The sequence below is a fragment of the Streptomyces avermitilis MA-4680 = NBRC 14893 genome, assembly GCF_000009765.2.
GTDB classification, from domain to species: domain Bacteria; phylum Actinomycetota; class Actinomycetes; order Streptomycetales; family Streptomycetaceae; genus Streptomyces; species Streptomyces avermitilis.
Genome location: NC_003155.5, coordinates 8,931,408 through 8,950,798 on the forward strand (window position 1 = coordinate 8,931,408; position 19,391 = coordinate 8,950,798).

Genomic DNA, 19,391 nt, shown 5'->3' on the forward strand with positions numbered 1-19,391 from the left:
CAAGGAAATACAGAGCATACGGTGGATCAGAAATCGCTGGATGCGATCAAGATCAGAGACCGGCGACCAGGTTGGTGACCGGGGCGGTGTTCAGGCCGGTCACACCCTCGACCGTGCCGACGGCCGTGCCGACGACGGCGGAGACCGGGGCAACGCCGTCGACCAGGCCGGTGACGGTGCCAACGGCGTTCAGGGACAGACCGCCCGAGACGGCGTCGAGGTCGGCGTCGGAGATCTCGGCGGTCACAACCTGGGGGGTGGAGTTCATGATGGAACTTCCCTTCGTATGGGTATTCGTAAGGGGGAGAGCGGCCCCCCTCTGGGGACAGACGGTCGGCCGCGACCGCGGGCGCCGGGCACCCGTTGCCGGGAACCCTGGGGCGGCCCCCGCGGTGCAATGGATCAAAGCACGGTGGCGTGGCGCGCATCCAATCAACCGGGCCTCTCACCTGCGCACTTGCACTCCGGGAGCGGTGATCCGTGCAGGCGTGCGCACGTCTCGGCGGCGACTTCTTCACATGCTGCGCGACATCGGCTCGTGCCTCCCCTTGCCGCCCCGACCCCGAATGGGACACTCCGGTCGCAATCGGTTGGACGTCGTGCGCAGGGCTGTGCAAATGCGCCGCCTGCCGTGACCCGCTTGCGCATTCGATGTGCAGATTCGCTGAAGCCGGGATTCCGCTCGGCGTCGGCAACTGACCGTCATCGCCCGATGGCGCTGCGTACTTCTCAGTCCAGAAGCGCGTACACCGTGCTCGCCCGGGCCGCGATCTCGTCGCGGCCCTCGGCGGTCATCGTGATGTCGGCGAAGGCCATCCGGCGGCCCAGGCGCGTGAGTACCGCCTCGACCAGCACATCGGCCTCCGTGACCGCGCGCTGGAAGCTGGTGGACTGCTGAACCGTCGTCATGGGGACGAAGCCGCCGCGCGCCGCCGACACCGCGATCACCGTCGCCGTGTCGGCGGCGGCCAGCAACGCCTGGCCCGACAACGCGCCGCCCTCCCGGGCGAGTCGCGCGGACCACGGCAGCCGGAGCACCACCCGGCGGTCGTCCACCTCCTCGACCGACAGGCCGAGATCGAGCACCCAGGGCGCGAAGTTGTCGGCGAGGATCTTTCCGGCTTGGGCAGGGGTCACCGTCATGGCGTGATGGTGCCCGCCGGCCCACACGGGCAGACGTGTATGCCGCGTATTCCACCCTTTCGCACGAGCCAATCTCGTGAATCGCAAAGGCAGTTGAACACCTCGCGTGGCACGTGCGTATCAACAGGCATCCAGGCGCCCCCCAGTTCAGCTGCCGGACGGCGGCAACGGACCCCGTCCCCAGGAGGTCAAGAGTTGAGTCACAAACGCATACCCAAGCGCAAGGCCGCGATCGCAGCGGGAAGCGTGGCGGCGCTCGGAGCGGCGGCACTTCTACTCCCCAATGCCAACGCTTCCCAGACGGACTCGGGGGACTCCACCCCGAGGACGTTCAAGTCGGCCGATGTCTCGGACCTCGCCTCACAGCTCGCCTCGCAGCTTGGTGACGCCTTCGCCGGTTCGTACTACAACGCCGACAAGCAGCAGCTCGTCATCAATGTCGTCGGCGACGACAGCAACGTGATCAACCAGATCAGAAAGGCCGGCGCGGTCCCCAACCAGGTGCAGAACAGCACCTCCACGCTCCAGGCCGCGGCCAAGACGCTCAAGACCGATGCCACCATCCCCGGCACGGCCTGGGCGGTCGACCCGAAGACGAACGAGATCCGGGTCACCGCCGACTCCACCGTCAAGGGCGCCAAGTGGGACACGCTGACGGCGACGGTCAAGAGCCTCGGCTCGGGCGTGGCGACCGTGAAGAAGTCCGCGGGCACGTTCAAGACGTTCGTATCGGGCGGCGACGCCATCTTCGGCGGCGGTGCGCGCTGTTCGCTGGGCTTCAACGTCACCGCGGGCGACGGCAGCCCGGCGTTCCTGACCGCGGGGCACTGCGGTGTCGCGGCCGCCGCATGGTCGGACTCGCAGAACGGCCAGCCGATCGCCACCGTCGACCAGGCCACCTTCCCCGGCGAGGGTGACTTCTCGCTCGTCAAGTACGACGACCCGAACACGCAGGCGCCGAGCGAGGTCAACGTCGGCAACGGGCAGACCGTCCAGATCTCCCAGGCCGCGGAAGCCACGGTGGGCCAGCAGGTCTTGCGGATGGGCAGCACCACGGGCCTCAACGACGGCAACGTCACCGGCCTCGACGCCACGGTCAACTACCCCGAGGGCACGGTCACCGGTCTCATCCAGACCGATGTCTGCGCCGAGCCGGGCGACAGCGGCGGCTCCCTGTTCACGCAGGACGGCAGCGCGATCGGCCTGACCTCCGGCGGCAGCGGGGACTGCACCGTCGGCGGCGAGACCTTCTTCCAGCCGGTCACCACGGCGCTGGAGGCGGTCGGCGCGACGCTCGGTGCGGGTGGCGCCGCGGGCGCCGGCGACGAGTCCGCCGCGCCCGGCGATGAGGCGACCGACCCCGCGGGCGAGGCGACCGACCCGGCAGGCGAGGCGACCGACCCGGCAGGCGAGGCCACCGACCCGGCCGGTGAGGCGACCGATCCGGCCGACCAGTCGGGCAACGACGGCGCCGAGCAGTCGGGCAACGACGGCGCCGACCAGTCGGGCAACGACGGCGCCGACGACGGCTCCGGCCTGGTGTCGAGCAACTGACCCGGACGTAAAAGCGGTTCTGTCCGGACTGTGGAACGGTCCGGCCCTCCGGCGGGAGGGCCGGACCGCTCCGCGTTCCCGTCCGGTCAGGAAGCCCGCGCCCTCAGCAACAGCAACGCGATGTCGTCGAGCCGTTCCTCGGCCGTCGCGGTGTGCCGCACGAGCCGGTCGGCCAGCTCGTCCAGCGGCTCGTCGCCGCTCTCGGCGAGCCGCTCGCCGAGTTCGGCCAGGGCGTCCTCGATGTCGATTCCCGGGGACTCGATCAGCCCGTCCGTGTAGAGCGCGAGCACGGAACCCGGCGCGAGCGCGAACTCGGTCGTCGTATAGGTGGCGTCCGCGTCGATCCCGAGCAGCGGGCCACCGGCCAGGTCCAGCACCCGCACCTGTCCGTCGGGCTTCCTGAGCAGCGGCGGCGGATGCCCCGCCCGGGCCATGACCACCCGCTGCCGCGCGGGGTCGAGACGCAGATAGACACAGCTCGCGAAGAGGTCGGTGCCCAGGTCGATCATCAGCCGGTTGGTGCTGCGCATGACCTGCCCCGGCGCCTGCCCGACCGTCGTGTACGCGCGGACCGCCGTACGGATCTGGCCCATCAGCCCCGCGGCCGTGACGTTGTGCCCCTGCACGTCCCCGATCACCGCGGCGGCCCGGCCGACGGTCGCCACCAGGTCGTAGAAGTCGCCGCCGATCTCCATGCCCTGGGTGGCGGGAAGATAGCGGGCCGCCGCTTCGATGCCGGGCAGCGACGGCAGGGAGTGCGGCAGCAGCGCCGCTTGCAGTCCGTGGGCGAGCTGGTGCTTGGCGTCGTACAGCAGCGCCCGTTCCAGCGCGAGCGCGATGAGCCCGCTGAGGCTGGTCAGGATCGCCCGTTCGTCCGCCGGGAACGCATGCGGCTCGGCGTACGCGAGAACGCAGGTGCCGACCGGACGTCCCGAGGCGATGAGCGGCAGAAAGGCCCACGCGGCCATCCCGTCAGGCGTCGTGCGCCGTGCCGGATACAGGTGCTCCAACTGCCTGCGGGACTCGAAGAAGGCGGGCACTCCGCTGGTCAGGACGTGGGCGCCGGGGATCTGCGCGGTGAGCGGTTCGCCGTCGAAGCGCTCCGCGATCGCGGCGTCCGGATAGCCGCGGTGCCCGAGCACACGCAGCCGCCCGCCCCGCGATCCGAGCAGGATCAGGGCCTGGCTGCCCACGGTGGGTGCGAACTCCGACGCGATCAGCTGCACCACGTCCTGCACCCCCACCGCCTCGGTGAGGGCGCCGGCCAGGCTCAGCACATGGGAGATCGTCACCAGCCGCGTCGTGGCCTCGCCGTGCCGCGGCTCCGCCCGGGCCATCGCGGAGACCGCCCGGGCGCGGGAGATGCGCACGCTCAGCCCGTTGGTGCTCGGGTAGAGGCGGAAGGAGAGCCAGTCGCCCGGCGGGCGCAGCGCCACGAACGACGTCACATGCTGGCTGATCAGCGCCGCGCGGTAGCAGTCCTCGTACGCGGGGTCGTTGAGCCAGGGCAGCGAAGCCCACAGCTGGGCGCCGAGCAGGTCGCCGACCGGCATGCCGAGCAGCTCGCAGGCCGCCGCGTTGGCGTAGCCGACCCGCCCGTGCAGATCGAGCGCACACAGCCCGTACGGCAGCCGGGCCGCCATCCGGACCGCCTCCCCGGCGCCCAGCGTGCCCGCCATCGCCGCCGTGGCGCCCGGGGTCGGCAGATCAGGTTCGGGACCCACCGGGTGGCCCTTCTCGACGGCGTGTGCCAGCCGGGTCGCGAGCCGGTCGCAGGCCACGCCTAGCTGGTCGCGCTCGCGGCTCGACAGCTCGGGCGGGTGCGAGTCCGGCCAGGTCACGAAGAGCGCGCCGTACACGGTGTCGGCGCACGCCAAGGGCAGCGCCGCCAGCGCGAACGAGTAGGGGAGGACCACCGCGACGCGCGGATAGCGGCCCGCCATCTGCTCCTCGCCGTTCACCCAGACCAGCCGCCGCTCCCGCACCGCCTCGGCGACCGGGAGCGGCGCGCTCAGGCCCACCCGCTCCCAGGGTGCGGCGAAGGCCCGGGGCAGCCCCGCCATGACCGCCATCTCCAGGACCGGCTCGTCGGGGGCCAGCAGATACACCGCCCCGGAGTGGGCGTGCACGTCTTCCATCAGCGCGGCCAGCGCCAGCGACAGCAGTGGACCGCCGACCGGCGCCAGGGCGGACGGCTCCCGCCGGGACGCCTGCCCGTCGGACACGCCGACCACCTCCTCGCACGGCCGCGCGACGGATCCCAGGGTCAAGGCTCCCTCCTGGCGGCCCTTCGCGCACGGCGGGCGGCACGGCGCCGGAGCCCGGCGCCGGGGTGGCCCGGGCATCGCGCAGGGAAACGGCACCGGGAATCGGCACCGGCCCAGGGAATCGGCACCGGGAATCGGCACCGGCCCAGGGAATCGGCACCGGGAATCGGCACCGGCCCAGGGAATCGGCCGCGGGAATCGGCACCGGCCCAGGGAATCGGCACCGGGAATCGGCACCGGCCCAGGGAATCGGCACCGGGAATCGGCACCGAGAACCCGGCACGGAGGAGACCCCCTTTACCCCGGGAGCACGTACTCATGCCCCCGCAGTGGAAGCGTGGCGCGGCGCGCGAGCGCTCCGAGTGCGCCCCCGCGCACCCTGATGGCTGGTTATCCGCGCCCACACCTGGTCGCATCCGCCAACAATGGGCACGCGCTCAGGACGGGTGGAGCGGCTGACGGCTGACGGGGAGTTGAGGGCGGACGTGATCCGGGTACTTCTGGTGCACGACGCGTGTCTGGTGCGATCGGTACTGGCGGAGTGGCTCCGCCGGGAACCGGATCTCGGGGTGTACGACACGACGTGGCGCGGCGCACCCGGGCGGGTGCGCTCGGTGCGGCCGGACGTCTGCGCGGTGGACCTGGACTGCGCGGACTCCCACGGCGTGCCGCCGCTGGCCGACGTGTGCGGCCGGGGCGCGGGCAGCCTGACGGCCCCCCGGCTTCTGGTGCTCGCCCATGCGAACAGACCGGGCCTGCTGAAGCGGGCGGCGGAGGCGGGGGCGCTCGGGTACGTGGACAAGGAGGGCTCGCCTGAGCGGCTGGTGTCCGGGATCCGCAGGGTCGCCGAGGGGGAACGTTTCGTCGACGACTCGCTGGGCTTCGGCTTCCTCAAGGCCGCGGAGATGCCGCTGACCAGACGCGAGCTGAGCGTCCTGTCACTCGCCGCCGGGGGCGCCTCCGTCGCGGAGATCGCCGGAAGTCTCCATCTGTCCCACGGCACCGTGCGCAACTACATGTCCGCCATCACGCGCAAGACCGGGGCACGCAACCGGATCGACGCCATCCGGATCTCGCAGGGGGAGGGCTGGGTCTGAGGCGGGCCGCCGGGCGGGGGCCGGGACCGGCACCGAGGCGGCGCCGGAGGAGGCGGGGACGGTGGGCGACCATGTGCCCACCAGGTCGCGGTACAGGGCTGAGCGCCGCAGCAACTCGTCGTGGTCGCCGTACTCGGTGCGCCGGCCGTCCATGACGAGCACGCGGTCCGCGCGCAGGGCGGAGCTGATGCGGTGGGCGACCACCACGAGCGTGGTGCCGGCACGCTCGGCGAACGCGCGCTCCGCGCGCTCCTCCGCCGCGGGGTCCAGGTGACAGGTCGCCTCGTCGAGCAGCACGACCGAGGCGTACGAGAGATACGCCCGGGTCAGCGCGATCAGCTGTCGTTCGCCCGCGGACAGCGCCGCCGGGTCGAGCCGGGCAAAGGGCCCGCCCAGCCGCTCCAGCAGCGGGGCCAGGCCGACCGCCTCGGCGGCGGCCAGCAGCTCCGCCCCGGGTACGGGATCAGGCCGCAGTTGGGTGAGGTTTTCCTCGAACGTCCCCCCGAAGACGTACGCCTCCTGCGGGATGAGGACCCGAAGTGCGCTCGCTGTGTGTCCGGGCACCGGATGCCCGCACAAACGGACCGTGCCGCGCCGCGGTTCGAGGAGTCCGGCGATCAGTCCCGTGAGGGTGGACTTGCCGATGCCGCTGGGGCCGACGACGGCGAGCCGGGTGCCGCGCGGAACGGTGAGGTCGAGGTCCTTGATGACGGGGTCACTGGCGGGGCCGTAGGCGAAGGTGAGGGAGGAGAGAACGAGTGCGGGTGTGTCGGAGGGCACGGCGGCCGGCGGCACGCGGATTCCACCGGTGGCCGGCGGTGGTGCCGCGATGCCCGGGCCCAGGCGGCGCAGCACCACCGCCAGCCGGGAGCCGCTCGTGCCCAGGCCGTGCACCAGGTTCTGCAGGGCGGGGAGCAGGGACTGGGTGACGTAGGCGAGAGCGCCGACGAGCGCGCCCGCGCTGACGCCGCGCGCGAGGAGCCAGGGGGCGGTGGCGAGCAGCAGCACGATCGGGAGCTGTCCGCCGACGGCGAGGGCCGCCACGCGCAGCACGCCCCGGTGGGCCAGTGAGCGGGCGGCGCGCACCTCGGCGTCGATGCGCTGTCCGGCGTCGGCGGCTACGTGCTCCTCCGCGCCGCCGGCCGTGATGTCCCTGAGGCCGGGGCAGACGGCCCCCAGGTGGGCGGCGAGGCGTTCGTCGGCGACGAGGAACTCCTCCTGCCGGCGGGCCAGTGGCCGCAGGGTCGCCACAAAGAGGGCCACCCCCGCGGCGAGCGGGGGAGCGACCACGAGCAGGAGCAGCGGCGCGAGCGAGAACAGCCCGACGAGGGCGCCGACCGTGGTGAACACGAACGAGCGCGACACCATCACCAGACCGGCGAACGTGTCGCGGGCGATCTCCACTTGCTGTGTCAGCCCGGAGAGCGCCCCGCCGTCGGCCTCCCGCACCCCTCGGTCGACCACACGTCGCACCAGTCGGTCGCGCAACGGCTCGACGAGCGCGGCGACACCCCCGTACACCCGCCCGGTCCCGAAGGCCCCGACGAGAACCGCCGCCCCCGCGATGCCCAGCCAGCCCAGCCCCACCCCCGCCCGCCCGGACAGGAAACCCTCGTCGAGGGCCCGCGCCAGGGCGTACCCCAGCAGAAACGTCTGTCCCGTCTCCAGCACCGACCACGCGGCCAGCCGGACGACCACTCGCCACCGTTCGCGCAACAGGAGCGTCAGTTCCTTCACCCCGCGCCGCCGTTCCGCTCGGTGCCGCTCGACCCGAACACCTCCCGGTACGCCGCCGACCGCCACAGCTCCGCATGCGTGCCCACCGCGCGCACTCGCCCCGCCGCCAGCCAGACCACCGCATCCGCGCGTGCGGCCGTGGACACCCGGTGGGCGATGATCAGCCGGCTGCTTCCCGGGGTGTGGCGCAGGAGTGCCTCGGTGATGTGGCGCTCGGTGACCGTGTCGAGGCTGGACAGGGCGTCGTCCAGGACGAGCAGGCGGCTGTCGTGGGCGAACGCCCGGGCGAGGCCGAGGCGTTGGCATTCGCCGCCCGACAGCGGGGCCTCGGCACAGGGGGTGGCGTAGCCGTCGGGCAGCCGGCGTACGAAGCTGTCGGCGCGCGCCGTGGCGGCGGCCTGCCGGACCCGGTCGGGCGGGGGAGAGGGGATGCCGAAGGCGATGGTGTCCTCGATGGTGTCGCCCAGCAGGGCGGGGCGCTCGAAGGCGTGGCCGACGGCTCGGCGCAGTGCGGTCCTGTCCAGGTCGCGCAGGGGCACGCCGTCCAGCAGTACGTGCCCGTCGTCGGGGTCGGCGAGCCGTCCCGCGAGGGCCGCGAGCAGGGACTTGCCCGAGCCGGAGCGGCCCACCACGGCGACCGTGCGGCCGGCGGGCACGACCAGGTCGACGCCGTCGAGCACGGTACGCCCGCCTCGCCGGACGGTGACCGAGCGTAGCTCCAACCTTCCCTCGCCGGGCGGGAGTTGACGCGTGCCGTACACCGGTGCGGGCTCGGTCAGCACCTCGCCGAGGCGCCGGGCCGCGGCCCGCGCCCGGATGAGCCCCGAGAGCTGCCCGACCAGCACACCGACGCCGGTCGCGAGCACGGCGTACCGCGAGGCGGCGAGCAACTCGCCGACGGACAGCCGGTGATGGACGAGGAGCACGCCCCCCACGGCCACCACACCCAGCTGGAGCAGCGGTGCCACGGCGACCGCCTGTGCCGCGGCGCGCCCTTGCACCCGCCACATCCGCCGCCCCTCGCGGGAGAGTTCCGGCAGCGGCCGCAGGATGCGGGCCACCTCCTTGTCCGCCGTCCCGCCGGCCGCGATGGTGCGCGCGCCGCCGATCGCCTCCGCGAGCGCGCCGGCGATCCGCCCCTGGACATCCTGGTAACGCGCCACGCACTGGGACGAGTCGCGCGCGAAGGCACGCAGCAGCAGGGTCAGGACCGGTGCTCCGCCGAGGAACACGGCTGCCAGCAGGGGATCGATCAGGCCGAGGGCCACCACCGCGCCCACCGGCCCGGCGAGGGCGGCCAGCAGCGTCGCGGCGGTGGCGGGAGCGGTTCCGGCCTGTGCCGCGTTGCCGACGAGCCGCGCCACCAGCTCACCGGGGCCGAAGCGCTCACCGGCCCGGGGACCCACGGCGAGCACATGCCCGACCAGTCGCTGCCTCAGCCAGGCGGTCGCCCGGGCGTCGGTCGTGCCCGCGAGCACGGTGTGGCAGGCGTCGAGCAGGGCGATCAGGAGGACCAGGCCGGTGCACCACAGCACCCAGTGCGTTCCCGCCGCGTCACCGGGGCGGGTCAGCAGCAGGTCCAGGGCCCGGCCCAGGGCGGCCGGCAGCAGCAGGCTCGCGCCCGAAGCGGCCGCGGTCGTCAGACACAGGGCCACGCAGCGGGAACGGCTGTGCCGGGCGGCCGAGCGCAGCAGCGTGCGGGCGGCCGCCTCGTCCGCGGCACCGGTGCCGTCCGGTGCCGCTCCGTGACCGGAGGGAGTCTTCATACGGCTGTGGCCTCGCATCCCGAGCCGTGGCCCGCGCGTTCAGGACCGCGGGCGGCCCCTCCCCGAAGAGGGGAGCGGACCGCCCAGGGCCGTGCGTGCACCGTGTTGTCAGAGACAGAGCAGAACGCTCGCCGCGGAGACGCAGGAGAGCAGGCTCACGGTGCTCGCGCCGCCGCCGCCGGTGTGCTCGTCGGACTCCATCGTCTGCAGGTCGAGAAGTGCCATCTCGGTGTCCTTTCCTAGGTGGGGACGGGGTGTTGAATCACGACTCCGGTAGTGGAGCCGCGTCTAGTGGGCGCCGCGAAGCGGCGGGAGGAACGGCAGCCGGGCCCGCGTCTGTCCGTCGAGGGCCGCGCCGAGCGCGAGCAGGCACCCTGCCGTTCCGGTGCCCAGGTCCATGGACAGACGCATCATCTGGTGTCCGGGGAAGGCCAGTTGGCCCTGGTAGGACATCGCGAACCAGCCGAGCCCGGCGACCTGTTCGGCGAGCCGCTCGGGGGTGGCGCCGGGCGCGCTCGTGCGGCTGAGGTGGAGGATCATGCCCGCGCGGCCCTGGAAGAGCCCGGGCTGCGCGTAGAAGCGGGAGGTGGCGGCGGTGAGGATGCCCGAACGCGCCCCCTCGAACGTGCCATGGCCGTCGTCCCCGCCCAGCGCGAGAAAGTCGTCGACGACCATCCCGAGGCCCACGCTCCCGTCCCCGAGGTACGGCAGCGTGCGCCAGCCCTCGTCGACCTCCAGGCCGCCGCCTTTCTGGACGACGCAGCACTCCAGGTCCTGCCGCAGTGCCTCGGCGGCCGCGTCGCGCAGCTCGGGGGCGCCGGTCTCCTCGTACTCCCTGAGCAGGAAGAGGGCGATCCCGCTCGCGCCCCGCAGCAGCCCGGCGCGCCGTCGGGGAGGGGCGGGCCGCGGCTCGGCGAGTCGTCGGACGAGCAGGCGCGCGGCCTCGGCGGCCCGCTCGCGCAGTTGTGTCTCGCCGGTGGTGTGCGCGAGCCGGCCGAGGACCAGGCCGAGTCCGGCGAGGCCTCCGTGCAGGTCGGAGGAGAGGTTCTGCCAGCGCTCCCGGAGGATCCCGTCGACCAGGTCCAGGGCGCGCTGCCGGTGCCCGAGCAGGTCGAGGACGTAGGCGACGCCCGCGAGCCCGTCGTACAGGCCGAGGGGCGTCCCGACCGGCGCCGGGTCCGTGTGGTCGAGCAGCCAGCGCTCGCCCTCCTCGTACCGGTCGGCTCCGGTCTGTTCGAGGACGTACAGCACGCCCGCGGCTCCGTGTGCGAGCCCGAGCCCGCCGCCGTCGGAGAACTGGGCGACGTCGCCGGGGAAGAGCCGGTCGTCGCGCTCCGGGGTGGCCGAGGCGAGGATGGCCTTGACCATCGAGTCCCGGCTGTAGGGCCAGTCACCGGGGTCGACCGGTGCGGTGTACGAGGTGGTCGGCCTGACCGGAGACGGGCGCGAGGTGGCCGAAGGGGAGACCTTGTCCCCCTCGGGGTCCGGTGCCTGCCTGCGCCCGGTGATCTCCGCCACCGCCTCGTCCAGGAACTCCCGCGGAACATCGGGGAACTGTCCGGCGACGACCTCCGCCAGATGCGCGGCCTTGGCGCGGTCGACCACGAAGAGCGTGGTGACCGGCAGGAACAGGGCGAGGCGCAGACACGCGAGCGCGTACCGGTCGACGTCCGGGCCCGTGCGGTCCGGCGGCGCGAAGAAGCCCGGATGGGCGACGACCTGGCGGCCGTTCTCCTCGATCGGGGCCGCCGCCTCGAAGTCGAGCAGGGACACCGACTCCTCGTCCGGCGCGACCATGATGTTGAACACGTGCAGGTCGTTGAAGACGATGCCGCGCGCGTGCACCGCGTGCACGGCCTGCTCGACCGCCCGGTGGATGCGCAGCGCCCAGGCCGTGTAGGCGGCGACGGCGTCCGGCTCGGGATCCGGCGTGAGCAGCGGGTGCCGCTCGGCGAAGAAGGAGTTGAGGGGCCGCCCCTCCAGAAAGTCCATGACGAGGAAGCGGTGGTCGCCGAGTGTGAACCAGTCCCGCACCTCGGGCACCACACCGAGCCCCGACACCTGCTCCAGCGCGTACTTCTCGCGCTCCAGGCGGGCGATCGCGTCGGCCCCGTCCGAGGCGAGCCCCGCGTGCGGCCGGCCCTCCTTGAGGACCACCTTGCGGCCGTCCCGGGTGTCGGTGCCCGCGTACACCCCGCCGCCGTTGGAGAAGTGCAGGGCCTTCTCGATGCGGTACGGCAGGTCGCCGACCGTCGTGGTGTTGCGCGCCGCGAGCTGCGGTTCGAGGAACGCGGGCAGCGTGACCCACTCCGGAACCTGGAAGGAGGGCTGCCGCCGGTCCGGCACCAGCGTCCCCTCGCCGTCGCGGACCGCCGGGACGAGTGAGCCGCGCTCGTCCACCACGAAGGAGCGGGCGAAGGCGCCGTACCGCACGTACAGGGGACCGTCGTTCCAGCGCAGGTCCGTGAGGATGTACGGCCCCTCGCACCCGTCGAGCCGCTCGCCCAGCTCGCGCAGCACGAGGTGCAGCTGCTCCTCGTCGGCGGGATAGATGGTGACGAACTTGCCGCTGGTGTCGCGGCCCGCGTACTTGGCGTTGCGTAAGTGCAGCAGATGGGGCCCCGGTACGAACTTGAAGGGGATCCGGCGCGGGACGCAGTACTCCCACACGTCCGTGGCGATCCGCTCCGCGTTCGCCCGGGTGGCCGAGGCGTGGATCTTCCATCCCTGGGCCGGCCCCGGCAGCGCGGTCCCGGCGTCGTCGACCGGCGTGAACGTCAGCCAGTCGCCGATCCGCGCGCTCCGCCACCCGTCGGGCACCTCGCGGCACGCCGGCCCGTACAGCGGAGCGGCACCGGACGCTCCCACGGACAGCCGGTCGGGCGTCTCGTAGAAGTGTCTGTCCGCCAGCGCGTACACCTCGTACCGCTTGTCCATCCCATCCCCCTCGGTCTCGTGTCACCGAGCCTTCCAGCCCGTGCGGGGGCCGGACAGTCACGCCTGTCACGAGAACTCCGTGAGGAACGCATGCGTAAAGTCATGTTCGGCACGTTTCGAGCGGAGAGGCTCCACCACGGGCCCGGCAGGCCGGGCGGAGGGGTTCCACCGCGGGACCGGCGGACCGGCCGGAGGCGCTCCGCCAGGGGTCTTCCGGACCGAGCGGACGGGCTCCGTCGCAGGCCCCGGGGATGCCGGAATGGTCACAGGGGCTGCGCCCACGTCCCGGAAGCGCTGTAATTGCGGACGTGGCCAGTGAGCGCGTTGCGGGACGCGGAGCGAGAACGTCGCGTGCCGAACTTGCCCTCAAATCGCTCGGCCCGGACCTGGAACCCCGAGAACGACTGCACCGCATCCTCGAACAGGTACTCGTTTTTGCGGGAGCGATGGTTGCCGCGGCCTACACGCACAGCGAGGACGGGGACCAGCTGTGCCTCGCCGAGTCGGCCGGGGTGCCGAGGAGCCTGTACGGGCTGCGCGACTCCTACCCGCTGACCGGCGGCACCCCCGCGGCGGACGTCCACCGCTCCGGGCAGCCGCTCTGGCTCACCCCCGAGGACCTCGGCCGCTGCGCCGATGCCCGCCGGCTGCCGAACGGGGACTTCTCCCTGGCCGTGCTGCCCCTGGGCGACGGCGGTTGCCTGGCCGCCGTCAGCGAGCGCGCCGGAGGCTTCGACGCCGACGACCGCGAGTGCCTCCGGTTGCTGGCCGGGTCCGTCGCCTGCCCGGCCCCGGCGGCCCCGGCCCTGACCGGGTCCACCGACTCCGGCGAGCCGGCCGACAGCTCCTTCAGCCTGGCCATGGACTCCGGGCGGATCACGGTCGACGACGAGGTGCTGGAGCTGTTCGGGATCGGCCCGGACGAGTTCGACGGCAAGGTCGAGACCCTGCTCGCGCTGACCGTGCCCGAGGACCTGCCGTCCCTGATGTCGGTCGTGGAACCCGGCCACATGTCCATCGGCGACCGCGAGCTGGAGTTCCGGATCCTCCAGCCCTCAGGCGGGCCGAGGTGGCTGCGGCTGCGTGGCCGCCTGCTGCCCGCCGAGCAGGGCCGTCCGGCGCTGCTCGTGGGGTCGGTCGCGGACGCCTCCCGGATGCGGGCGGGTGTCAGCGACGTGACCCGCGTCCAGCGGCTCGCCGCGGCCCTCGCCACCGCGGGCACCGTCCGCGAGGTCGGCCGGGCCGTGGTGACCGCCCTGCGCAAGCCGCTCCAGGCCGACCGGATCGCGCTCGCCGAACTGGAGGGCGACCGGCTCGTCGTCACCGTCCTCGACCCGCCCGAACCGGATTCCTGGCCCGAACTGTGGCGCAGCGAGTGGCGCTCGGAGTGGCCCGACGCGCCCGTACGCGCCATGCCGACCCTGGCGTCCGCCCTCAGCGAGGGGCGCGCCGCGATCTGGCCCGCCGGGACCCCGTTGGAGCCGGCGGTCGCGGACGTCGGCCCCGGCGGTCTCGCCGTGCTGCCCCTGGCCGCGGGCGGCCGGATGGCCGGCATCTGTCTGATCGGCTGGGACGCCCCGCACGACTTCGGCCCCGACGAACGTGCCCTGCTCACCGCCGCCGCGAATCTCGCGGGCCAGGCCCTGATGCGCGCCCACGCCTTCGACGCCGAACACGAGCTGGTCGGCATGCTCCAGCGCAGTCTCCTCCCGCGCCGGCTGCCCCGCCTGCCCGGCGCGGTCGCCGTGGCCCGCTATCTGCCCACCACGGCGGGCCTGGAGCTCGGCGGCGACTGGTACGACGTCATCCCGCTGCCCGACAACCACGTCGCCCTCGTCATCGGCGACGTCCAGGGTCACAACGCCCAGGCCGCCACCCTCATGGGCCAGATGCGTACGGCCCTGCGCGCGTACGCCGTCGAAGGGCACCCCCCGGACGTCGTCGTCTCGCGCGCCAACCGGCTCCTCATGGACCTGGAGACCGACCTCTTCGCCACCTGCTGCTACGTCGACGTCGACATGGAGGAGGGCTCCGCCTGGTGCGTACGCGCCGGCCACCTGCCGCCCGTGCTGCGGCACCCGGACGGCAGTACCGAGGTCGTCGAGTCCGAGGGCGGGCCGCCCCTCGGCGTCGTCGCCCAGGCCGACTTCCCGATGAGTCCGCTGCGGCTCCAGCCCGGCACACTGCTCGCCCTGACCACCGACGGCCTGGTCGAGTCCGCCGAGCTCGACATCGAGGTCGGCCTCGCCCGGATGGCCGCCGAACTCGCCGCCTCCGACCCCGCCCACCTCGGCCTCGTCGCCGACGCCCTGCTCGCGGGCGCCAACCGCAGCGACGACGTGGCACTGCTCCTCATGCGCTACGAGGGCATGGCGCTGCGCCCGCTGCGCGAGAGCTGGACGGTGTGGCGCGTCCCGGAGGCGGTGCGGCACGCCCGCCGCTTCACCCGGCGCACCCTGCGTTCCTGGGGTGTGGCGGAGGAAGCGGACGCCGCGCTCCTGGCCGTCTCCGAACTCGTCACCAACGCCCTCGTGCACACCGACGGCCGGGTACGTCTCGACCTCACCCTCATCAACCACCGGCTGCGCATCGCCGTCGCCGACTCCTCACCCCGTACGCCGATCAAGCCCACCAGCATCGGCTGGGAGGCCACCGGCGGCCGCGGCATCCTCCTCGTCGAGGCCATGTCGGCGGCCTGGGGGAGCGTCCCGGTCAGCGGCGGCAAACAGGTGTGGGCGGAGATCGTCCTGGAGTCCGCTCCCCGCGTGCGCGACGCGACCGGCGCGGCACCCTGACCCTGCGGCGCGGCACCCTGACCCTGCGGCGCGGCACCCTGACCCTGCGGGGCGGGACACGGACGCGGGGGCGTCCCGGAACCGCCCATGACACCCTGAGGGCGTGCGCCTCCTGCTGATGTCCGACACCCACCTCCCACGGCGCGCCAAGGAACTCCCCGCGCGTCTCCTCGCCGAACTCCCCCGCGCCGACGCGGTGATCCACGCCGGCGACTGGGTGGACGCCGCCACGCTCGACCTGCTGGAGAGCCGCTCCACCCGGCTGATCGGCGTGTACGGCAACAACGACGGCCCCGACCTGCGCGCTCGCCTCCCGGAAGTGGCCCGCGCCGAACTCGACGGTCTACGCCTCGGCGTGGTCCACGAGACCGGCGCCGCCCAGGGCCGCGAACGCCGCTGCGCCGACCGCTTCCCGGACCTCGACGTCCTGGTCTTCGGCCACAGCCACATCCCCTGGGACACGACGACGGACACGGGCCTGCGCCTGCTGAACCCGGGGTCGCCGACGGATCGGCGTCGGCAGCCGTACTGCACGTACATGACGGCGGCCGTGACGGGCGGCAGACTGACGGACGTACAGCTGCACCGGTTGCCGCCACGGAGTTGACGCGCCGCGACGCTCCGGCACCTGGAAGGCGGGCTCTCCGTCTCCTCACCGCGGCTTGGGCGGATGGATCGCCCCGCCGGTCGCGGTCAGCGGCGTCCCGCTGCCGCCCCACCGCAGCGCGACGATCTCGGCGGCGACGGACACGGCCACCTCCTCGGGCGTACGCGCCCCGAGGTCCAGCCCGACCGGTGAGCGCAACCGGGACAGTTCGTGCCGCGAGAGCCCCGCGTCGGTCAGCCGCTTCATCCGGTCGTCGTGGGTACGACGGCTGCCCATCGCCCCGATGTACGCGGCGGGCCTGCGCAGCGCTTCCTCCAGCAGCGGCACGTCGAACTTGAGATCGTGCGTCAGGACGCAGATCACCGTGCGCGCGTCGGTGGTCGTCCCCCGCAGAAAGCGCTGCGGCCAGTCGACGACGACCTCCACGCCCGCCGGAAAGCGCTTCGGCGTGGCGAAGACCGGGCGGGCGTCGCACACCGTGACCCGGTAGCCGAGGAAGTCGCCGATGCGGGCCACCGCCGCCGCGTAGTCGATGGCACCGAAGACCAGCATCCGCGGGGGCGGCGCGAAGGAGTGCAGAAAGACGGTGACGGAGTCCTCGCGCCGCTCGCCGTTCGGCCCGTAGTGCCGCAGCCCCGTGGCACCCAGCGCGAGTTCGCCGCGCGCGTCCGCGGTGACCGCCACATCCAGCCCCGTCGACCCCAGTGACCCCGCCACCCCCTCCGGCCACACGGTGAGCGAGGCCCCGCGCGGTGCGGGTCCGTCGGTCACCGTGGCCACCGTCGCCGGCCGGCCGGCGGCCACGGACTCGGCCAGCGCACCGAACGACGGGTCCTCGTCCGGCGTCACCCGGCGCACCAGCAGGGTGATCTCGCCTCCGCAGGTGAGTCCCACGGCGAACGCGTCCTCGTCGCTGTACCCGAACGTCTCGAGCCGCGCCGCACCCGAGTCCACGACCTCCTGGGCGAGCTCGAAGACCGCGCCCTCGACGCAGCCGCCGGACACGCTGCCCACCACCTCGTCGTCCGGCCCCACGGCCATCGCCGCTCCGGGATCGCGCGGCGCGCTGCGGCCGACCGCCACCACCGTGGCGAGACCGAAGGGGGATTTCGCCGCGTACCACCGGCTCAGCGCCGGGAGGATGTCCCGCATACGTGCTCCAGCACTCAAGGCCCTGCTCCTGTCACCAGCGTCGCATCCGGCCGCGAGCGGCGCCGGATCGCCACGCTCCCAGCCGCGCGTGCCGTGCACAGGGACTTGTTGAGCGTTAATCCTTTGCCGTGTGCGTCGGGCGCCTGCTGCACTACGCAAGACAAGCCGTCGCAGATCGAGGAGCAGCACATGCGCGCACCGTTCGTGTCCACCCAGGAAGGAATGACCCCCTCTTCAAAGGACATGACACGCGGTGCACACGCTGAACCTCGGAATTCTCGCGCACGTAGACGCCGGTAAGACCAGCCTGACCGAGCGGCTGCTGCACACGGTCGGGGTGATCGACGAGATCGGCAGCGTCGACGAGGGAAACACCCAGACCGATTCCCTCGCGCTGGAGCGTCAGCGCGGAATCACCATCAAATCGGCCGTCGTCTCCTTCGCGATCAACGACACCACGGTCAATCTGATCGACACCCCGGGCCACCCCGACTTCATCGCCGAGGTGGAGCGGGTACTGAGCGTGCTCGACGGAGCGGTGCTCGTCGTATCGGCCGTGGAGGGCGTGCAGGCCCAGACCCGCGTGCTGCTGAGGACGCTGCAACGGCTGCGGATCCCCACCCTGCTCTTCGTGAACAAGATCGACCGTGGCGGGGCGGGGGAGGAGCGCGTCCTGCGCGCCATCGCGGCACGCCTGACCCCGGCGATCGTCCCCATGGGCCGGGCGGCCGGACCGGGCTCGCGCGACGCCCGCTTCATCCCGTACGAGGCCCATGACCCGGGCTTCGGCGCGCGGCTGCTCGACGTCCTCACCGAGCACGACGAGGAACTGCTGGCCGCGTACGTGAAGGACACGGTGTCGTACGGCCGGCTGCGCACCGCCCTCGTCGAGCAGACCCGGCAGGCCCTGGTGCACCCGGTGTTCTTCGGGTCGGCGACGACGGGTGCGGGCGTGCCCGAACTGATCGCCGGGATCAAGGAGTTGCTGCCCGCCGCCGAGGGAGATCCCGACGGGCCGGTCTCGGGCACGGTCTTCAAGGTCGAGCGGGGACCGGCAGGGGAGAAGATCGCGTACGCGCGGCTCTTCTCCGGGACCGTACGCACCCGCGACCGGCTGCTGTTCCGCGACGGCGAGGAGGGCAAGGTCACGGCCATCAGCGTCTTCGACCAGGGTTCGGCCGTCCGGGAGGCGTCCGTGGCCGCCGGGCGGATCGGCAAGCTCTGGGGGCTCGCGGAGATCCGCATCGGCGACACCTTCGGAGAGGTGCCGAAAGCGGCGGAACCGTCCCGCCATTTCTCACCGCCCACCCTGGAGACGGTCGTCGTCCCCGGCGGACGGAGCGACGGAGGAGCCCTGCACCTCGCGCTCACCCAACTCGCCGAACAGGACCCGCTGATCAATATGCGGCAGGACGAAATCCGCCGGGAGATCTCCCTCTCCCTGTACGGAGAAGTGCAGAAGGAAGTCATCCAGGCGACCCTCGCCGACGCGTTCGGACTCGACGTCACCTTCCGCGAGACGACCCCGATCTGCGTCGAACGGCCGGTCGGCACCGGTGCGGCGGTCGAGTTCAACGGAAAGGGCCCCCATCCGTTTCTCGCCACCGTGGGGCTGCGCGTCGAGGCGGCACCGGTCGGCTCGGGGGTGGAATTCCGGCTCGAGGTCGAACTCGGGGCGATGCCGTACGCGTTCTTCAAAGCCGTCGAGGACACCGTGCGGGAAACCCTCGGTCAGGGAATCCACGGCTGGCGGGTCACCGACTGCACGGTCACGATGACGCACTCGGGATACTCGCCGCGCCAGAGCCATGCCCACCAGGGATTCGACAAGAGCATGTCCAGTACGGGCGCCGACTTCCGCGGGCTGACCCCACTGGTCCTGATGGACGCCCTGAGGCAGGCGGGCACCAGGGTGCACGAGCCCCTGCACCGCTTCGGCCTGGAGGCCCCCGCGGACACGCTGGGAGCGGTGCTGCCCGTCCTGGCCGGGCTGCGCGCCGTGGTGCGTACGACGCGGATGCGGGAGGCCGTCTGTGTGCTGGAGGGTCTGGTTCCGGCGGCGCACGTGCATGAACTCGGGCAGGTGCTGCCGGGGCTGACGCGGGGCGAGGGTGAGCTGGAGACCGCGTTCGACCACTACGCGCCGGTGGCGGGAGGAACGGTCCCGAACCGCCCGCGTACCGACCACAACCCGCTGGACCGCAAGGAGTACCTGCTGAACGTCACGCGGAGGGTGGGCACGTGAGGGAGTGACACAGGTCAGGTCGAGGGGAGAGCGGTGCGCAAAAACGCGAAACTTACTCATGAGTCAGAGGTGTTGACGTTCCACCGAAGTG

The 19,391-nt window shown here is 72.8% G+C and carries 12 protein-coding genes and 1 pseudogene; 5 read left to right on the forward strand and 8 right to left on the reverse strand.

Going from position 1 to position 19,391, the window contains the following annotated elements; genetic code table 11:
* Window positions 1-52: 52 nt before the first annotated feature.
* Both SAVERM_RS38485 and SAVERM_RS38490 read right to left on the reverse strand, forming a co-directional pair.
* A complete protein-coding gene (locus tag SAVERM_RS38485; RefSeq protein ID WP_010988890.1) occupies window positions 53-268 on the reverse strand; it encodes a hypothetical protein in 216 nt (71 codons plus the stop codon).
* 461 nt (window positions 269-729) lie between these two features.
* Window positions 730-1,143, reverse strand: coding sequence for a PaaI family thioesterase (locus tag SAVERM_RS38490; RefSeq protein ID WP_037650938.1), 414 nt, complete (start codon window positions 1,141-1,143; stop codon window positions 730-732).
* 195 nt (window positions 1,144-1,338) lie between these two features.
* Here SAVERM_RS38490 and SAVERM_RS38495 point away from each other — a divergent pair, with 195 nt between their 5' ends.
* Window positions 1,339-2,697, forward strand: a complete 1,359-nt coding sequence (locus SAVERM_RS38495) for a S1 family peptidase (protein WP_010988892.1) — start codon at window positions 1,339-1,341, stop codon at window positions 2,695-2,697.
* A gap of 86 nt (window positions 2,698-2,783) precedes the next feature.
* Here SAVERM_RS38495 and SAVERM_RS38500 read toward each other — a convergent pair whose 3' ends face one another.
* Entirely contained in the window at window positions 2,784-4,931 is a 2,148-nt protein-coding gene (locus SAVERM_RS38500; RefSeq protein ID WP_037650934.1) for a SpoIIE family protein phosphatase, read from the reverse strand.
* Between the two features lie 458 nt (window positions 4,932-5,389).
* On the opposite strand from SAVERM_RS38500, the pseudogene SAVERM_RS40800 reads away from it, so the two are divergent.
* Window positions 5,390-5,977, forward strand: a pseudogene (locus SAVERM_RS40800) (LuxR C-terminal-related transcriptional regulator); the annotation flags it as partial.
* Here SAVERM_RS40800 and SAVERM_RS45655 read toward each other — a convergent pair.
* The 4 genes from SAVERM_RS45655 to lanKC all read right to left on the reverse strand — a co-directional run bounded on the left by SAVERM_RS45655 (window position 5,903) and on the right by lanKC (window position 12,501).
* On the reverse strand, window positions 5,903-7,798 hold the full coding sequence (locus tag SAVERM_RS45655; RefSeq protein ID WP_010988895.1) for an ATP-binding cassette domain-containing protein: 1,896 nt from the start codon (window positions 7,796-7,798) through the stop codon (window positions 5,903-5,905). The pseudogene SAVERM_RS40800 and the gene SAVERM_RS45655 overlap by 75 nt on opposite strands.
* Window positions 7,795-9,564 carry an ABC transporter ATP-binding protein gene (locus SAVERM_RS38510; protein ID WP_042494068.1) on the reverse strand — a complete coding sequence of 590 codons (1,770 nt, stop codon included), beginning with the start codon at window positions 9,562-9,564 and terminating at the stop codon, window positions 7,795-7,797. The genes SAVERM_RS45655 and SAVERM_RS38510 overlap by 4 nt, the downstream gene beginning before the upstream one ends.
* Before the next feature lie 108 nt (window positions 9,565-9,672).
* Window positions 9,673-9,789, reverse strand: a complete 117-nt coding sequence (locus SAVERM_RS38515) for a SapB/AmfS family lanthipeptide (RefSeq protein WP_010988897.1) — start codon at window positions 9,787-9,789, stop codon at window positions 9,673-9,675.
* Between the two features lie 63 nt (window positions 9,790-9,852).
* Window positions 9,853-12,501 (reverse strand): class III lanthionine synthetase LanKC, encoded by a 2,649-nt coding sequence (lanKC, locus tag SAVERM_RS38520; RefSeq protein WP_010988898.1) that lies wholly within the window; start codon window positions 12,499-12,501, stop codon window positions 9,853-9,855.
* A gap of 251 nt (window positions 12,502-12,752) precedes the next feature.
* Between lanKC and SAVERM_RS38525 the strand changes: the two genes are divergently transcribed.
* Together SAVERM_RS38525 and SAVERM_RS38530 are read left to right on the forward strand one after the other, a co-directional pair.
* Window positions 12,753-15,296, forward strand: coding sequence for a SpoIIE family protein phosphatase (locus tag SAVERM_RS38525; RefSeq protein ID WP_010988899.1), 2,544 nt, complete (start codon window positions 12,753-12,755; stop codon window positions 15,294-15,296).
* A 103-nt stretch (window positions 15,297-15,399) separates the two neighbouring features.
* Window positions 15,400-15,903, forward strand: coding sequence for a metallophosphoesterase family protein (locus tag SAVERM_RS38530; protein WP_010988900.1), 504 nt, complete (start codon window positions 15,400-15,402; stop codon window positions 15,901-15,903).
* Between the two features lie 45 nt (window positions 15,904-15,948).
* Here SAVERM_RS38530 and SAVERM_RS38535 read toward each other — a convergent pair whose 3' ends face one another.
* Window positions 15,949-17,055: an XdhC family protein gene (locus SAVERM_RS38535; RefSeq protein WP_010988901.1), complete on the reverse strand. Its 1,107-nt coding sequence runs from the start codon at window positions 17,053-17,055 to the stop codon at window positions 15,949-15,951.
* A gap of 253 nt (window positions 17,056-17,308) precedes the next feature.
* Between SAVERM_RS38535 and SAVERM_RS38540 the strand changes: the two genes are divergently transcribed.
* Window positions 17,309-19,300 (forward strand): elongation factor G, encoded by a 1,992-nt coding sequence (locus SAVERM_RS38540; RefSeq protein WP_010988902.1) that lies wholly within the window; start codon window positions 17,309-17,311, stop codon window positions 19,298-19,300.
* Window positions 19,301-19,391 lie beyond the last annotated feature (91 nt).

Coding starts and splice junctions, on each gene's coding strand:
- SAVERM_RS38535 (WP_010988901.1), bottom strand. CDS start 17,055: ATGCGGGACATCCTCCCGGCGCTGAGCCGGTGGTACGCGGCGAAATCC.
- SAVERM_RS38490 (WP_037650938.1), bottom strand. CDS start 1,143: ATGACGGTGACCCCTGCCCAAGCCGGAAAGATCCTCGCCGACAACTTC.
- SAVERM_RS38515 (WP_010988897.1), bottom strand. CDS start 9,789: ATGGCACTTCTCGACCTGCAGACGATGGAGTCCGACGAGCACACCGGC.
- lanKC (WP_010988898.1), bottom strand. CDS start 12,501: ATGGACAAGCGGTACGAGGTGTACGCGCTGGCGGACAGACACTTCTAC.
- SAVERM_RS38485 (WP_010988890.1), bottom strand. CDS start 268: ATGAACTCCACCCCCCAGGTTGTGACCGCCGAGATCTCCGACGCCGAC.
- SAVERM_RS38525 (WP_010988899.1), top strand. CDS start 12,753: ATGCCGGAATGGTCACAGGGGCTGCGCCCACGTCCCGGAAGCGCTGTA.
- SAVERM_RS38510 (WP_042494068.1), bottom strand. CDS start 9,564: ATGAAGACTCCCTCCGGTCACGGAGCGGCACCGGACGGCACCGGTGCC.